We start from the raw sequence: 16,055 nt of genomic DNA, 5'->3' as shown, positions 1-16,055 counted from the left end.
AGGGCGGGGTCCACAGGAAGAGTCGGTGCGGCGCCGGTCAGGCGGCCGAGGTGGTGCCGGAGGACGACGAGGAGCTCGACGTGCTCGCGGCGGGCTTGGAGTCCGACGAGGAGGAGGACGTGGACGTCGACGTCGTCGACTTGGACGAGGCCGGCGAGCTGCTGGACGACGAGCCGCGGCTGTCGTTCCGGTAGAAGCCGGAGCCCTTGAAGACGATGCCGACGGCCGAGAACACCTTCTTCAGGCGGCCCTTGCAGCTGGGGCACTCGGTCAGAGCGTCATCGGTGAACTTCTGCACCGCCTCGAGGCCCTCGCCGCACTCGGTGCACTGGTACTGGTAGGTCGGCACTTGTCTTCCTCCTGGCACTCTCACTCGATGAGTGCTAACGACGATCCATAGTGACGTATTCCGCCGGTTCAGTCCACCGTCACCGGCACTCGGTGACCGATACCACGTGCGGCGATCCGGCCCGACGCCTGGGGGGCCAGGCGGGAACGGAGGGTCACGAGGGTGGCCAGGGCCAGTGCCGTACCGGCCATGGGCACCAGGAATCCGGCGCTCGCGCCGTGCGCGTCGGCCAGGCGGCCGGCGACGGTGACGGCCGCGGCCTGGCCCAGCGCCACGGCGCCGGTCAGCCAGGTGAAGGCCTCGGTGCGGGCCGACGCCGGGACGAGCGTCTCGACGATGGTGTAGCCGGTGATCAGGGCCGGGGCGATGCACAGGCCGACGACCAGGCCGAGCGCGCCGAGGAGCAGCGCGGAGTGGACCGACCACAGGAGGGAGGCGGCGATGGTCAGACCGATGTAGCCGAGGATCAGGCGACGGCGCGGGCCGATCTTCCAGGCGATGGCGCCGCAGGCGATGCCGGCCAGCATGTTGCCGGCGGCGAAGACGCCGTAGAGGACGCCGTTGACGCCGGGGTTGCCGATCTCCTCGGAGAAGGCGGTCAGCGAGACCTGCATGCCGCCGAAGACCGAGCCGATGCCCAGGAAGGCGATGGCGAGGACGCGGACACCGGGCACGGACAGGGCGGAGACGGGGGGCTCGGAGGCCGCGGCGGCGATCGCGCCGAACGCGGGCTGGGTGGCGCGCTGGGCGGCGAAGAACAGGCCGCCGACCAGGGTCAGCACGGCCTCGGCGATCAGGCCGGCCGCCGGGTGGACGCCGGTGCACAGGGCGGTCGCGAGGACCGGGCCGACGACGAAGGTGAACTCGTCGGTCACCGACTCCCAGGCGGCGGCGGTGGGCATCAGCGGGTTGCCGTCGAGCTTGGCCGCCCAGCGGGCCCGGACCATCGGGCCGATCTGCGGGACGGACGCGCCGCTGGGCACGGCGGCCAGCATCAGCGCCCACATGGGGGCGCCGGCGAGGGCGAGGGTGACCAGGGTCGCGACGGCGGCGGTGTGGATGAGGACGCCGGGGACCAGGACGGCGCGCTGGCCGAAGCGGTCGGCGAGCTTGCCGCTCTGCGGGGCGAACAGGGCCATCGAGACGCCGGTGACGGCGGCGACGGCGCCGGCGCTGCCGTACGAGCCGGTGGTGTGCTGGACGAGCAGGACGATGCCGATGGTCAGCATCGCGAAGGGCTGCCGGGCCAGGAAGCCGGGCAGGAGGAAGGAAAGGGCGCCGGGGGTGCGCAGGAGTTGTCCGTACCCGGGGCGCTTCGCAGCGGACGTGGTGACCGTGGACGCCACGGTCCTGGCCTTTCTGCCGCCTGGTAGCGCTCCTGGGGTGCCGGGAGTCGCCGAGAGCTGTCCTCTTGCGCGGAACTGCGGTAGATACCAGGCACCCCGCTGCGGGAGGGGTGTCACGGCCGCCATACGGTCGCGCCAGCTCTGCGTCAGGCAGAGTTGGTCGATCAGTGTGTTCCTTCATGGTACAGGGAACAGTCGGTTCCCGCCTGGGAAAACACCGACCGTCCCCGATGTATGCCTGTGATTAACCGGACGTTCTTCACGGGGCGGAACGGGGCGGACAGTCGTGGCAGGGGAGGCGGCCTCGGCGGGGCGTCAGCCGTTCCGGCCGCCGCCGGCGCCGCCACCACCGGCGCCGCCGCCCCGGCCGCGGCTCCGGCGGGCGCCGTCCGCGTCGCCGCGGACCACGCCCGTCGCCCCGGCGGTGCCCAGCCAGCCGGCGAGCTTGCCGCCCTGGCCCACGGCCCGCAGCCGCCGCTCGGTGGTGTCCCGCACCGGGTCCGTGGCGACGACCAGCAGTTCGTCGCCGCGCCGCAGCACCGTGGTCGGGCCGGGGACGAAGCTCTTGTCCTCCCGGACGACCAGGGTGACCGCGGCCCCGGCCGGCAGGCGCAGCTCGGCGACCTCCACGCCGTGCATCTTCGACTCCTCCGGGATCGCCACCGACAGCAGATGCCCGCGCAGCCGCTCCAGCGGCGCGGACTCGATCCCGAGGTCGGCCGCCTCCGCGCGGTCGCCCAGCTTCAGGGCCTTCGCCAGCCACGGCAGCGTCGGACCCTGCACCAGCGTGTAGACGACGACGAGGACGAACACGATGTTGAACAGCCGCTCGCTGTCCTTGATCCCGGCGACCATCGGGATGGTCGCCAGAATGATCGGCACCGCGCCGCGCAGTCCGGCCCAGGACATCAGGGCCTGCTCCGGCCAGGGCAGCCGGAAGGGAAGGAGGCTGAAGAAGACCGACAGCGGCCGGGCGACGACCGTGAGCACCAGGCCGATGACCACCGCCGCCCAGAAGTCCTGGCCCAGGTTGTGCGGGGTCACCAGCAGACCGAGCAGCACGAACATGCCGATCTGGGCGATCCAGCCGAGCCCCTCGGCGAAGCCGCGGTTGGCCGGCTGGTGCGGGAGCTTGGCGTTGCCGAGCACCATCGCGGCCAGATACACGGCGAGGAAGCCCGAGCCGTGCGCGAGGGCGCCGGCCGCGTAGGCGGTGACCGCGATCGCCATCACGGCGATCGGGTAGAGGCCGGAGGCCGGCAGGGCGATGCGCCGCAGCCCGTACGCGCCGGCGAAGCCGACCGCGAGGCCGAGGCCCGCGCCGATGGCCAGTTCCAGGGCGATCTCGCCGACGAGGACGTACCAGTGCTCGACCGGCCCGGCCGCCGAGAAGGCGACGACGAGGATGACGACGGGGGCGTCGTTGAAGCCGGACTCGGCCTCCAGGACGCCGGTCACCCGGGACGGCAGCGGCACCTTGCGCAGCACGGAGAAGACCGCGGCGGCGTCCGTCGAGGAGACGACCGCGCCGATGATCAGCGCCTGCCGCCACTCCAGTCCGATCAGATAGTGCGCGGCCGCGGCCGTGATGCCCACGCTCACCGCGACGCCGACGGTCGACAGCACGGCCGCCGCGGGCAACGCGGGTTTGATCTCCTTCCACTGGGTGCCCAGACCACCCTCGGCGAGGATCACCACGAGCGCGCCGTAGCCGATGACCTGGGTGAGTTCGGCGTTGTCGAAGGCGACGTTGCCGATGCCGTCCTGCCCGATCAGGACCCCGATGCCGAGATACAGCAGCAGGCTGGGGAGCCCGCTGCGGGAGGAGATCCGCACCGCCGCGACGGCGACGAGCAGTACGAGCGAGCAGACGAGCAGGAGTTCGTTGAGCTGGTGGACAGTCAGTGCGCGATCCCTTCCCCTCGACGACCGCCGGATCGTTCCTCCGACAGCCGGTACTTCGTTACCTTACCTAATCTTTAACGTTTTCTTGACGCCGCCGGAGGACGAGATCGGCCCCCGTAGGTCTCCTTCCTGTCTCCTTACTGACTCCGCGTCCGGGCCCGGGGAGCGCTGCGCCTATGGTTGCTCCCAGCACTCCAGGACCACCCTGCCGCTCGAAGGACAGCGATGCCCTCCAACACCACCGCCCCTCCCGCCAAGAAGAAGGGGCGACGCGCCCGCCTGATCGTCATCGTCCTGGTTCTGGCAGTGCTCGCGGGTGTCGGGTACGGCGGCTACTGGGGCGTCAGCACCGTGCGGGCCTCGTTCCCGCAGACCTCCGGGACGATCGAGATCGACGGCCTGTCCGGCCCGGTGGACGTCAAGCGCGACGCCTACGGCATCCCGCAGATCTACGCCGACAGTGAGGCGGACCTCTTCCGCGCGCAGGGCTATGTCCACGCGCAGGACCGCTTCTACGAGATGGACGTCCGCCGGCACATGACCGCGGGCCGCCTGTCGGAGATGTTCGGCAAGAGCCAGGTCGACACCGACGCCTTCCTGCGCACCCTCGGCTGGCGCCGGATCGCGCAGACCGAGTACGACCGCGTGCTGTCGGAGGAGACGAAGAAGAACCTCAAGGCGTACGCGGCCGGCGTCAACGCCTACCTCAAGGGCAAGGCCAACGAGGAGGTCTCGGTCGAGTACGCGGCCCTCGCCTTCTCCCACGACTACACGATCGAGCCGTGGTCGCCGGTGGACTCGGTGGCCTGGCTCAAGGCGATGGCCTGGGACCTGCGCGGCAACATGCAGGACGAGATCGACCGTTCGCTCATGACCAGCCGGCTGAGCGCCCAGCAGATCAAGGACCTGTACCCGGCGTACCCGTACGCGCTGCACCAGCCGATCGTCACGCAGGGCGCCGTCGACGAGGCGACGGGGAAGTTCGACCCCAAGGCACGCAGCGCCAAGAACGGCGACAACGGCCAGAACGGCCAGAGCGGTCGGAACGGCCCGAGAGCGCAGGGCGCCGACGGCCGTTCCCCGGCCGCCGGTTCGCCCGCCGACGCCGTCGCAGCCATGGAGACCCAGCTCGGCGCGCTCTCCGAGTCGCTCGACGAGATCCCGGCCCTGCTCGGCCCCAACGGCAACGGCATCGGCTCGAACTCCTGGGTCGTCTCCGGCAAGTACACGACCTCCGGCAAGCCGCTGCTCGCCAACGACCCGCACCTCGCCCCGCAGCTGCCCAGCCTCTGGTACCAGATGGGCCTGCACTGCCGCACGGTCTCCGCGAGCTGCCGCTACGACGTCGCCGGTTACACCTTCTCCGGCACGCCCGGCACGATCATCGGCCACAACGCCGACATCGCCTGGGGCTTCACCAACCTCGGCGCGGACGTGACCGACCTGTACCTGGAGAAGGTCAGCGACAAGGGCTACCTGGTCGACGGCCGCCTCCGGCCGTTCAAGGTCCGCGACGAGACGATCAAGATCGCCGGCGGTGGCAGCCGCCTCATCACGATCCGCGAGACCGGCCACGGCCCGCTGGTCTCCGACCGCTCCTCGGAGCTGGAGCGGGTCGGCGAGGAGGCCCCGGTCGAGACCGAGGCCCCCGACCGCGGCGACGGCTACGCCGTGTCGCTGCAGTGGACGGCGCTGGAGCCCGGCACGTCCATGGACGCCGTGTTCGAGCTGAACCGGGCCAAGGACTTCAAGCAGTTCCAGGCCGCCGCCGCCAAGTTCCAGGTCCCCTCGCAGAACCTGATCTACGCCGACACCCAGGGCAACATCGGCTACCAGGCCCCCGGAAAGATCCCGGTCCGCGCCAAGGGCGACGGCACCGTGCCCGCGCCCGGCTGGGACTCCTCGTACAAGTGGAAGGGCTACATCAAGTACGAGGAGCTGCCCTACGAGTACAACCCCAAGCGCGGTTACATCGTCACCGCCAACCAGGCCGTGGTGAACGCCGACTACCCGGAGCTGCTCACCAAGGACTGGGGCTACGGCGCGCGCAGCCAGCGCATCAACGACCTGATCGAGTCGAAGATCAAGGACGGCGGGAAGATCTCGCCGGACGACATGCGCACCATGCAGACGGACAACCGCAGCGAGATCGCCACGCTGCTGAACCCGCTGCTGCTGAAGATCGACGTCTCCGACCCGTACGTCCGCGAGGCGCAGAAGCTGCTCGAGGGCTGGGACTACACCCAGGAGCCGGACTCGGCGGCCGCCGCGTACTTCAACGCGGTCTGGCGCAACGTGCTCAAGCTGGCCTTCGGCAACAAGCTGCCGAAGGAGCTGCGGGTCGAGGGCGACTGCATCAACGTCCGCAAGGCGGACTCCACCGGCCCGGTCGACGAGCAGAACAAGCTGGTCCGCGAGTGCGGTCAGCGGGACGCCGACTCGGCGCAGCCGGACGGTGGCGACCGCTGGTACGAGGTGGTCCGCCCGCTGCTGAAGAACGAGAACAGCGACTGGTGGAAGACGCCGGGCAACCGGACCAACGCCCCCACCGAGACCCGTGACCAGCTGCTCGCGCAGGCGATGAAGGACGCTCGCTGGGAGCTGACGGCGAAGCTCGGCAAGGACGTGTCGACCTGGTCGTGGGGCCGGCTGCACCAGCTGACCCTGGAGAACCAGACGCTCGGCACCGCCGGCCCCGGCTTCCTGCAGTCGATGCTGAACCGCGGCCCGTGGAACCTCGGCGGCGGCGAGGCCGCGGTGAACGCGACCGGCTGGAACGCGGCCGCCGGGTACGAGGTGATCTGGGTGCCGTCGATGCGGATGGTCGTCAACGTCGGCGACTGGGACCGGTCCCGGTGGATCAACCTGACCGGCGCCTCGGGCCACGCGTACAACGGGCACTACACGGACCAGACGGACACGTGGGCCGAGGGCGAGCTGCTGGACTGGCCGTACGGCGAGCAGGCGGTGTCCGCGGCGACGAAGGACACCCTGGTCCTCAAGCCGAACACGGACTGACCGGCCGCGCGCCGCAGCCGGCGGGCCGCCAGCCGGAAGAACCGGCCGGCCGCCAGCCGGAAGAACCGGCCGGCCGCCAGCCGCGAGAACCGGCCGGCAGCCCGCCGCCCGGCGGCTCAGAAGCGGCGGACGCCCTCCGGTGTCACCACCGCCTGCACGGGGTGGTCGTGCGGTTCCTCCGGGACCCGCTCGACCACCTCGTTCGCGTAGAGGAGCACCACGAGCGCCGGTTCCGCGCCCGCGCGGGCGAGCCGGGCGAGGACCCGGTCGTACGAGCCGCCGCCGCGCCCCAGGCGCAGCCCGCGGGCGTCGACGGCGAGGCCGGGCAGCAGCACGGTGTCGGCCGCGCAGACGGCGTCCGGGCCGAGGCGTTCGCCGGCCGGTTCGAGCAGCCCGAGGCGGGCCTTCTCCAGCCGGTCGGCGCCCTCGTACGCGGCCCAGTCCAGGTCGTTGTCGTCCAGGAGCACCGGCAGCAGGACGCGCACCCCGCGCTCGCGCAGGGCGTCGAGCAGGGCGCGGGTGCCGGGTTCGGTGCCGATGGAGACGTACGCGGCGACGGTGCCGGCCCCGGCGAGCTCGGGCAGCCCGAGCGCCTGCCGGGCCAGCGCGCGGGCGGCGGCGTCGACGTCCGCGCCGCTCAGACGGGCCCGGGCGGAGAGCAGTTGGCGGCGCAGGATCGTCTTGTCGGACTTGTCCTCGGGCACGATGGGGTCACAAACCTCTCTTAGTCGGTCGTATGGCTCGGAACTCGATCGGAGCCTCATCTTTTCTTCCATACCGAGCAGATAAGGTGCACGGCATGACTGAGTCGATCCCCAGGGTCAACAAGGCTGTCATCCCCGCCGCAGGCCTCGGCACCCGGTTCCTGCCGGCGACCAAGGCCACGCCCAAGGAGATGCTGCCCGTTGTTGACAAGCCCGCCATCCAGTACGTCGTGGAGGAGGCGGTGGACGCCGGGCTCACGGACGTCCTCATGATCACCGGCCGCAACAAGCGGCCCCTGGAGGACCACTTCGACCGGAACTACGAGCTGGAGGAGGCGCTGACCCGCAAGGGGGACATCGAGCGCCTCGAGAAGGTCCAGGAGTCCACGGACCTCGCCACCATGCACTACGTGCGCCAGGGCGCCCCGCGCGGTCTGGGCCACGCGGTGCTGTGCGCGGAGCCGCACGTGGGCGACCAGCCGTTCGCGGTGCTGCTCGGCGACGACCTGATCGACCCGCGCGACCCGCTGCTGTCGCGGATGGTCGAGGTGCAGGAGCGCCAGGGCGGCAGCGTGATCGCGCTGATGGAGGTCGAGCCGGAGCAGATCCATCTGTACGGCTGCGCCGCGGTCGAGGCGACCGTCGACTCCGACGTGGTCAAGGTGACCGACCTGGTGGAGAAGCCCAGTCCGGAGGAGGCGCCGAGCAACTACGCGATCATCGGCCGCTACGTCCTGGACCCGGCGGTCTTCGCCATACTGCGCGAGACCGAGCCGGGCCGCGGCGGCGAGATCCAGTTGACGGACGCGCTGCAGAAGCTGGCCGCGGACGAGGAGGTCGGCGGGCCGGTGCACGGCGTGGTGTTCAAGGGCCGGCGGTACGACACCGGCGACCGGGGCGACTATCTGCGTGCCATTGTCAGACTCGCGTGCGAACGTGAAGATCTGGGACCGGACTTCCGTTCCTGGCTCCGCAGGTTCGTCAGCGAGGAGATGTAGCGCGGTGAGCAGCAGCACGGCACCGTCGCCGGCCCGGCTCTGGTCGGTCGACGAGCACCTGGACGACATTCTGGCGGCGGTCGGGCCGCTCGACCCGATCGAGCTGCAGCTGCCGGACGCGCAGGGCTGCGTCCTGGTGGAGGACGTGACGGTGCCGGTCGCGCTGCCTCCGTTCGACAACAGCTCCATGGACGGCTACGCGGTCCGCGTCGCGGACGTGGCCGGGGCGTCCGAGGAGTACCCGGCGGTGCTGACGGTGATCGGCGACGTGGCGGCCGGGGCGGGCGGCCTGCCGACGGTCGGCCCGGGCGAGGCGGCCCGGATCATGACGGGTGCGCCGCTGCCGCCGGGCGCGGAGGCGGTCGTCCCCGTGGAGTGGACGGACGGCGGCGCGGGCGGCGGCGCGGCGACGGGGATGCGGGCGGCGAGCGCCGCGCCGGAGGGCGCGGGCGGCGAGGTCCGGGTGTACCGGCCGGCGGCGGCGCGGGCGCACGTCCGGGCCAAGGGCAGCGACGTGCGGGCGGGCGAGCCGGCGCTCGCGGCCGGTACGGTCCTCGGCCCGCCGCAGCTCGGGCTGCTCGCGGCGATCGGCCGCGGCACGGTACGGGTGCGGCCCCGGCCGCGCGTGGTGGTGATCTCCACCGGAAGCGAACTGGTGCAGCCGGGCGAGGAGTTGGGCGAGGGCCAGATCTACGACTCGAACAGCTTCGCGCTGGCGGCCGCGGCGCGGGACGCGGGCGCGATCGCGTACCGGGTGGGCGCGGTCACCGACGACGCGGAGTCGCTGCGGCAGGCGATCGAGGACCAGTTGATCCGGGCGGATCTGCTGGTGACCACGGGTGGGGTGAGCGTCGGCGCGTACGACGTGGTCAAGGAGGCGCTGACCGCGGACGGCGAGGTGGAGTTCCGCACGCTGGCGATGCAGCCGGGCAAGCCGCAGGGCTTCGGCACGATCGGTCCGGAGCACACGCCGCTGCTGGCGCTGCCGGGGAACCCGGTGTCCTCGTACGTGTCGTTCGAGCTGTTCGTGCGGCCGGCGATCCGGGCGCTGATGGGCGTGGAGGACCTGCACCGGCCGCGGGTGCGGGCGGTGCTGAAGGCGGACCGGGCGCTGAGCTCGCCGGAGGGCCGCCGGCAGTTCCTGCGCGGCCGGTACGACGCGGAGTCCGGCACGGTCAGCCCGGTCGGCGGGGCCGGTTCGCATCTGGTCGCGGCGCTGGCGCACGCGGACGCGCTGCTGGTGCTGCCGGAGGACACGACGTCGCTGGAGCCGGGCGAGGAACTGGACGTGGTGCTGCTCGGCTGAGCGGGGCCGCGCGGCCGGCCGCCACGTGGTCCTCCCCGGCCGGCCGGGGCACGGTGGCGGTACCGTGTCGTCCCACACAGCGACCGGGAGAGTCACGGCCATGAGCACGGAGCAAGGACTGACCCACATCGACGAGGCGGGCGCGGCCCGCATGGTCGACGTCTCCGCGAAGGAGGTCACCGCGCGCACCGCCCGCGCGAGCGGGCGGGTCCTCGTCTCGCCGCGCGTGGTCGAGCTGCTGCGCGGCGAGGGCGTCCCGAAGGGCGACGCGCTCGCCACGGCCCGGATCGCCGGGATCATGGGCGCGAAGAAGACCCCGGAGCTGATCCCGCTCTGTCATCCGCTGGCGGTGTCCGGCGTGAAGCTGGACCTGACGGTCGCGGACGACGCGGTGGAGATCCTCGCGACGGTGAAGACCACCGACCGCACGGGCGTGGAGATGGAGGCCCTGACCGCGGTGTCGGTGGCGGCGCTGACCGTCGTCGACATGGTGAAGGCCGTCGACAAGGGCGCGGTCATCTCCGACGTCCGCGTCGAGGAGAAGACCGGCGGCAAGTCGGGCCACTGGACGCGCGAGGAGCCGGCGTCATGACCGGCGGCCCGTCCGCGCACGAGGGCCACGCCCCCGCCCCCGCGCCTTCCGTGGCCGGCGGCGCCCTGCCCGCGCCGTACTCCGCGCTCGTCGTCACCGCCTCCAACCGGGCGGCGGCCGGGGTGTACGAGGACAAGGGCGGTCCGATCCTCGCCGCGGGCCTGCGGGCCCTGGGCTTCGCGGTCGACGGACCGCAGGTCGTGCCGGACGGCGAGCCCGTCGGCGCGGCGCTGCGGGCGGCGGTCGCGGCGGGGTACGACGTCGTCCTCACCACCGGCGGTACGGGCGTCTCGCCCTCCGACGCCACTCCGGAGGTCACCCGGGCGGTGCTGGACCACGAGATCCCGGGCATCCCGGAGGCGATCCGGGCGTACGGCCGCGAGAAGGTGCCCACCGCCGCGCTGTCGCGCGGGCTCGCGGGCGTCGCGGGCCGCACCCTGATCGTGAACCTGCCCGGCTCGACCGGCGGGGTGCGGGACGGCCTCGCCGTCCTGGAGCCGCTGCTGGTGCACGCGGTGGACCAGCTGCGCGGCGGCGACCACCCGAGACCGGCCGGGGAAGCGGGTCCGGCGTCATGATCCCGTCCTGGCCCGTGGTCCTGCGGGACGGCGACGTCGTCCTGCGCCCGATCAAGCTGCGCGACCACCGGGCCTGGCGCGAGGTGAACCAGCGCAACCGGGACTGGCTGCGGCCCTGGGAGGCGACCGTTCCGCCGCCCGCGCCGGGCGGTCCGGTCGCCCAGCGCCCGACGTACCGTCAGATGGTGCGGCACCTGCGCGCCGAGGCGAACGCGGGGCGGATGCTGCCGTTCGTGATCGAGTACCGGGGGCGGCTGGCCGGCCAGCTCACGGTCGCCGGGATCACCTGGGGCTCGATGTGCTCGGGGCACGTCGGCTACTGGGTCGACCGGGACGTGGCGGGCCGCGGGGTGATGCCGACCGCGGTCGCGCTGGCCGTGGACCACTGCTTCCGCTCGGTGGGCCTGCACCGGATGGAGGTCTGCATTCGCCCGGAGAACGGGCCCAGCCGCCGGGTCGTGGAGAAATTGGGATTCCGCGAGGAAGGGCTGCGGCCGCGCTATCTCCACATCGACGGGGCGTGGCGCGACCATCTGGTCTTCGCGCTCACCGCGGAGGAGGTGCCGGAGGGGCTGCTGCGACGCTGGCACCAGGCACGACCGACGCCCCCGCGCCCCGCGAAATAACAAAGGTGTTCGAATTTAATCAGCAGTCGGACGCCAATCGATCTGAACAATCACAAAAAAGTTCAGTGATATCAGCCAGATCGTGCGACACACCGGCCCAATTGGCGGATGCCCCCACGCGAACCCCTCTACGGTGTGAGGCGTGAGCAGCAGCGGCCTCATCTACGCAGTCATCGTCGGGGCCTGGGCCGCCTACTTGGTGCCGATGTGGCTCCGCAGGCAGGACGAGCTGAACGAGGCCCGTCCGACGGAACGCTTCAGCACCGCCATCCGGCTCCTGTCCGGACGGGCGGGAATGGAGCGCCGGTATGCCAGGGAGCTGCGGGAGCGCGATGTGGTCGACGAGCCCGAGGCCGACCCGGACGCCGTGACCGAGCACGTCAGCTCGGTCGACGTCCGGGCCTTCTCCGCGCCCGCGGCCAGGACCGAGGCGCGCCTGGAGCTTCCCGAGGAGCCCGCGCCCGCCCGCCGGCGCCCCACGGGCGGACCGGCGGCCGAGCGTGCCCGGCGTTCCAAGGTCCTCGCCCGCCGCCGGCGCACCACGGTGGTGCTCTTCCTCGCCTTCACGCTCGGCTCGGTCGTCGCCGCGGTCGGGGGCCTGGCGTTCCTGTGGGCCCCGGCCCTGCCGGCGGTGCTGCTCAGCGCGTACATCGTGCATCTGCGCCGGCAGGAGCGGCGGCGGTTCGTGTACGTCATGGACCGCCGGCGCGCCGAGGCCGCCGCGCAGCGACTGCGCGAGAGCCGGCCGCGCCGCCAGCCCGCCCCGGAGGCGGCCGACGAGGAGCCCGCCCGGCCCGAGCCGGAGCCCCGGGCCGCGGTCTCCCCGCAGGAGGCCGGCCGCCGGGCGCTGGTCGAGCAGACCGACCACGCCGAGTGGGTGGACCAGCAGCGCGAGCGCGGCCCGGTCCGCGGCGACAGCTGGGACCCGGTGCCGGTGCCGCTGCCCACGTACGTGACGGCCCCGGTCGCCCCGCGCGCCACCGGCGGCGTCGACATCACGGACCCGGAGACCTGGAGCGCGGCCCGCTCCTCCACGGCCGCCGAGCCCGCGCCCGCCCCGGCCCCCGACCCGGCGCCGCGCCGGCGCGCCGCGCCGCAGCGCCGCGGCCGCGACCACGGGCGGACGCCGCTGTTCGACCAGTACGCGGACGAGGACCGGCCGCGCGCGGCCAACGAATGACGAGGCGGCGGTGACCGGCGGGGATCGGATTTCCAACCACGCCGATCGGGATGCTAATGTTTCACACGTCGCAAGGGCCTGTGGCGCAGACTGGTAGCGCACCTCGTTCGCATCGAGGGGGTCAGGGGTTCAAATCCCCTCAGGTCCACAGACACGGAGGATCCCGTCCGATCGAAAGATCGGGCGGGATCTTTCTTTTGTGCGTCCGACCTTTTGTGCGCCCGACGGGTTCGGCCGAGCCGGGCGCACGCGGCGCCCGGCGTCCCGGCTCAGCCCCAACGCGCCAGCAGCGCGCCGCAGTACGTGTCGACGCCCATCAGCGGGGCCGGCGGCAGGGTGGGCTGGACGCGGCGGACCTGGCGGAGTATCGCCGGGGACCACTGCCGCAGCGGCAGCCAGGCCGCCACGTGCGCCTGCTCGCGGTCCGTGCCCGGCCGGCCCGCGCCGCCGACGTCGTGCCGCAGCCGGGGCCGCCGCCCGCGCCGGTGCAGCGCGTTGTGGGTGAACGTGGCGGCCACGGCCCGCATCTCGGCGTCGGTGAACACCGGCGGCAGCTCCGCGGTCGCCCGGTAGAGGCAGAGGAAGTCCAGGTCGATCAGGGCGTGCGTGACGTCCTCGGGGACGGTGACCGGGGCGTAGGAGGGGCGCAGCAGCGAGACGTCGGTCTCCGGCGCGCCGGTGGCCGACCAGCCCCGGTACACGTGGCCGAAGCTCGGCCAGTACGGCCAGCTGGCCACGCCGTCCGTGACGGTCAGGTCGCCCTTCAGCGAGCGGGCCATGGCCTCGGCCCGCTCGGCGTACACGGTCTCCTTGGTGACCACGGCGAGCTGGACGAGGGCCCGGCCCATCGCCAGGAACTCGTTGGTCGGCAGCTCCGCGCCCGCGAAGGAGACCGGCTCGTCGGGCAGCCAGCGGTAGGAGCCGCGGCCGTCGCCGGTGGTGACCCACTGCTCGTCGTGGGCCTCGACCGCGCGGACCGTCGCGTCCAGATAGCCGTCGATCCGGGCGTGCACGGAGTCGGGGACGACGTCGGGGCGCTCCCGGGCCAGCCGGGCCAGGCCCGCCAGCGGGTGGACGATCATGCCGGTCTGCGCCGCCAGCGGCACCAGCGCCGGACGCGCCGCGTACACGCCGGGGCGCACCCGGCGGCCGGCCGCCGCCGAGGATCCCTCGGCGGGCAGCAGACGGGCCGTCACCGCGTCCTTCTGCGTGTACGCCGCGTACAGCACCCGGTCCGCGCGCCGTTCGTCCGCCGGGTCCAGGCTCAGCGGGCCGCTCGCCCACGCCTTGCGGCGCGGGACCTCGGGCAGGCGGAGACCGAAGCGGCCGTCCTCGTACGCCTCCACGGTGAACCGGGCGAGGTGCGCGCTCGGCGGGCAGACGGTCACCTCGACGGCCGGGCGGCCGTCGGTGTCGGGGATCACCGCGGTCGCGGCCGTGAACTTCCCCGCCGTGCTCCACACTCCGCGGCTGCGGCCCCGGTGGTCCCGGACCCCGCGCACGTCGTCACGGGCGTCCAGGACCTGGTCGATCAGCTCGGCGAGCCGCTCGACGTAGGCGGGCCGGCCGGTGCGCTCGGCCATCATCAGGTAGCCCTGCATGCGCCAGGACGTGCCCCAGCCGATCACTCCGGCCTCGTTGTCGGCCGGCACACCGGGGCCGGAGACCCCGGTGAGCCGGCTCTCTATCTCGTGGAAGTAGCGGGTACCCGCCCGGTGCAGCGATTCGATTCCCCATCTCGGCATCGGGTGAGTATGCCGCAGACTCAGGCGATCTGGGCCTTGTCGTACAGGGCCTTCGCGTCGTTGCCGAAGTACGGGCCGAACATGCGGTTCGGCAGGAAGGTGTAGCCGAAGCTGTTCACCGAGACCTGCAGGCCCGTGCCGGCCGACTCGCTGAAGCCGGTGAACCAGGGGCCGCCGCTGGAGCCGCCGGTCATGTTGCAGCCGAGGCTGTGGTCCTGCGAGAAGAGGAAGTCCTTGGAGGAGCTCCCCGAGCAGTAGATCAGCTTGCTGCCGTCGTACGGGGAGGCGGCCGGGAAGCCGAAGGCGTACATCGCCTTGTTGTAGCCGCCGTTGAACTGGATGCCCTGCGCGCCGGTGACGGCGGTGAGCTTCTGGCCGTTGAGCGGCGCGACGACGGCCGCGCCGACGTCGTAGTTGATGTCCTCGCTCGCCTCCCACTGCGGGGTGGTCAGCGTCTTGGTGGCCGTCCACTGGCCGTAGGGGGCGCTGCCGTTGTTGTAAGCGGGGACGAAGACCCAGTTGGTGTGCCAGGCGCCCTGGTACTTCACGCAGTGCCCGGCGGTGATGACTGTGCTGGCGTTCTGGCTGGTCACCGCGTTGCCGGAGCAGGAGGCGGTGCGGCCCTGGAAGGTGAAGAAGACCCGGCCGGAGGTCTTCACGACCGCGCCGCCGCCGGTCCACGCGCCGCCGGCCTGCGGGAAGGCGAGGGCGCCGACGGAGCCGGAGGCCGCGGTGGCGGCGGTCGGGGCGACGGTGGTGGCCCGGTCGGAGCGGGCGACCTTCTTCAGCGGGCCCTTCACGGCGTCGGCCGTGAGGTCGAGCGGGGTGGCCGACCGCATCCGGTCGGCGGTCCAGAAGGCCGCGGCGCGCTGCTGGTCGGCCGTGGCGACCTGGCGTACGGCGGCGGCCGGGGCGGATTCGGTCGCGGCGGCCTGGGCGGTGGCGGTGGTCAGGCCGCCCGCGAGCAGGGCGCCGACGGCGAGCAGGGTGGCGGTGGCGGTGCGATGGCTTCTCACGCATGTCTCCTTCTGCCGGGGCAGGTGGGGGCTGAGAACGGTGCGGATCGGCGTTGCGTGAGGGAAGCGTGCCAGAGCGACGGGTGTTTGTCAGGAGCGCGTCAGGTCATTCGTCCGGGACGGCCGTGCCGGCCGGTGCTGCGGCCGGGTAGGCCGGTGTGGTCCGCGGGGCGTCCCGCCAGGGGCTGGAGCCGTGCGTTTCAGGCCAGCGGCTTGGCGTAGCAGCGGCTGAGCGGGGAGTGGCGGTAGTAGCCGAACTTGGCGCAGGGCGCGTAGCCGCTCGACTCGTACAGGGCCATGGCCTCGGGCTGCATCGCGCCGGTCTCCAGGACCATCCGCGTCCGGCCGGCCGCCCGCGCGTCGGCCTCCAGGGCGGCGAGGATGCGCCGGGCCAGGCCCTGGCCGCGGGCGTCCGGGACCACGTACATGCGCTTGATCTCGGCGTCCCCGTCCTCGTACCCCTCCGGGTTCGCGTCCTGCCGGCGCCAGCCGCCGCTGGCCACCGGGCGGCCGGCCTCGTCGTACGCCAGCAGGTAGACGCCCCGCGGCGGGACGAACTGCTCGGCGTCCATGGGCGTGGCGTCGCCCTCGTCGCCGTAGCGCTCGACGTACTCCGCCTGGACGTCCTGGTCGAGCTTCATGGCGTCGGGGTGGTCGTACCGCAGGGACTGTATATGCATGCTAGAGATCGT

At 72.7% G+C, this 16,055-nt stretch carries 14 protein-coding genes and 1 tRNA gene; 8 read left to right on the top strand and 7 right to left on the bottom strand.

The genetic code is table 11. The annotated features are described in order from the left end of the window. Nucleotides 1-37 precede the first annotated feature (37 nt). From ACNJ93_RS12950 to ACNJ93_RS12940, 3 genes are all read right to left on the bottom strand, one after another. Nucleotides 38-349 (bottom strand): FmdB family zinc ribbon protein, encoded by a 312-nt coding sequence (locus ACNJ93_RS12950; protein ID WP_418957550.1) that lies wholly within the window; start codon nt 347-349, stop codon nt 38-40. Nucleotides 350-417: 68 nt separating this feature from the next. Beyond that, entirely contained in the window at nt 418-1,695 is a 1,278-nt protein-coding gene (locus tag ACNJ93_RS12945; protein ID WP_418957549.1) for an MFS transporter, read from the bottom strand. Nucleotides 1,696-2,010: 315 nt separating this feature from the next. After that, nucleotides 2,011-3,600, bottom strand: coding sequence for a potassium/proton antiporter (locus tag ACNJ93_RS12940; RefSeq protein WP_418961386.1), 1,590 nt, complete (start codon nt 3,598-3,600; stop codon nt 2,011-2,013). Nucleotides 3,601-3,825: 225 nt separating this feature from the next. Here ACNJ93_RS12940 and ACNJ93_RS12935 point away from each other — a divergent pair, with 225 nt between their 5' ends. After that, complete coding sequence (locus tag ACNJ93_RS12935; RefSeq protein WP_418957548.1) at nt 3,826-6,618, top strand: penicillin acylase family protein; 2,793 nt, start codon at nt 3,826-3,828, stop codon at nt 6,616-6,618. A gap of 116 nt (nt 6,619-6,734) precedes the next feature. On the opposite strand, the gene ACNJ93_RS12930 is transcribed toward ACNJ93_RS12935, so the two are convergent. Next, entirely contained in the window at nt 6,735-7,322 is a 588-nt protein-coding gene (locus ACNJ93_RS12930; protein WP_418957547.1) for a 5-formyltetrahydrofolate cyclo-ligase, read from the bottom strand. 95 nt (nt 7,323-7,417) lie between these two features. On the opposite strand from ACNJ93_RS12930, the gene galU reads away from it, so the two are divergent. From galU to ACNJ93_RS12895, 7 genes are all read left to right on the top strand, one after another. Further along, the gene (gene galU / locus ACNJ93_RS12925) at nt 7,418-8,320 is read left to right on the top strand and encodes a UTP--glucose-1-phosphate uridylyltransferase GalU (protein ID WP_418957546.1); all 903 of its coding nucleotides are present in this window, start codon (nt 7,418-7,420) and stop codon (nt 8,318-8,320) included. A 4-nt stretch (nt 8,321-8,324) separates the two neighbouring features. Continuing rightward, entirely contained in the window at nt 8,325-9,626 is a 1,302-nt protein-coding gene (glp, locus tag ACNJ93_RS12920) for a gephyrin-like molybdotransferase Glp (RefSeq protein ID WP_418957545.1), read from the top strand. A 100-nt stretch (nt 9,627-9,726) separates the two neighbouring features. Next, nucleotides 9,727-10,218: a cyclic pyranopterin monophosphate synthase MoaC gene (moaC, locus tag ACNJ93_RS12915; RefSeq protein WP_418957544.1), complete on the top strand. Its 492-nt coding sequence runs from the start codon at nt 9,727-9,729 to the stop codon at nt 10,216-10,218. After that, entirely contained in the window at nt 10,215-10,796 is a 582-nt protein-coding gene (locus ACNJ93_RS12910) for a MogA/MoaB family molybdenum cofactor biosynthesis protein (RefSeq protein ID WP_418957543.1), read from the top strand. The genes moaC and ACNJ93_RS12910 overlap by 4 nt, the downstream gene beginning before the upstream one ends. Next, complete coding sequence (locus tag ACNJ93_RS12905; protein WP_418957542.1) at nt 10,793-11,422, top strand: GNAT family N-acetyltransferase; 630 nt, start codon at nt 10,793-10,795, stop codon at nt 11,420-11,422. The genes ACNJ93_RS12910 and ACNJ93_RS12905 overlap by 4 nt, the downstream gene beginning before the upstream one ends. Before the next feature lie 142 nt (nt 11,423-11,564). Next, entirely contained in the window at nt 11,565-12,602 is a 1,038-nt protein-coding gene (glpR, locus tag ACNJ93_RS12900) for a gephyrin-like molybdotransferase receptor GlpR (protein ID WP_418957541.1), read from the top strand. A gap of 74 nt (nt 12,603-12,676) precedes the next feature. Beyond that, a tRNA-Ala gene (locus tag ACNJ93_RS12895) sits at nt 12,677-12,750 on the top strand. Between the two features lie 121 nt (nt 12,751-12,871). Here the strand turns inward: ACNJ93_RS12895 and ACNJ93_RS12890 are convergent. The 3 genes from ACNJ93_RS12890 to ACNJ93_RS12880 form a co-directional block, all read right to left on the bottom strand. Then, nucleotides 12,872-14,347, bottom strand: coding sequence for a hypothetical protein (locus ACNJ93_RS12890; protein ID WP_418957540.1), 1,476 nt, complete (start codon nt 14,345-14,347; stop codon nt 12,872-12,874). Between the two features lie 20 nt (nt 14,348-14,367). Further along, nucleotides 14,368-15,363, bottom strand: coding sequence for a trypsin-like serine peptidase (locus tag ACNJ93_RS12885; RefSeq protein ID WP_418957539.1), 996 nt, complete (start codon nt 15,361-15,363; stop codon nt 14,368-14,370). Between the two features lie 200 nt (nt 15,364-15,563). After that, on the bottom strand, nt 15,564-16,043 hold the full coding sequence (locus tag ACNJ93_RS12880) for a GNAT family N-acetyltransferase (protein WP_418957538.1): 480 nt from the start codon (nt 16,041-16,043) through the stop codon (nt 15,564-15,566). Between the last annotated feature and the right edge of the window lie 12 nt (nt 16,044-16,055).

Source organism: Streptomyces tritici (assembly GCF_048500665.1).
Lineage (GTDB): Bacteria > Actinomycetota > Actinomycetes > Streptomycetales > Streptomycetaceae > Streptomyces > Streptomyces tritici.
Note: the sequence above shows the minus strand (reverse complement) of the source record. Positions and strands in the feature narration are given on the sequence as shown.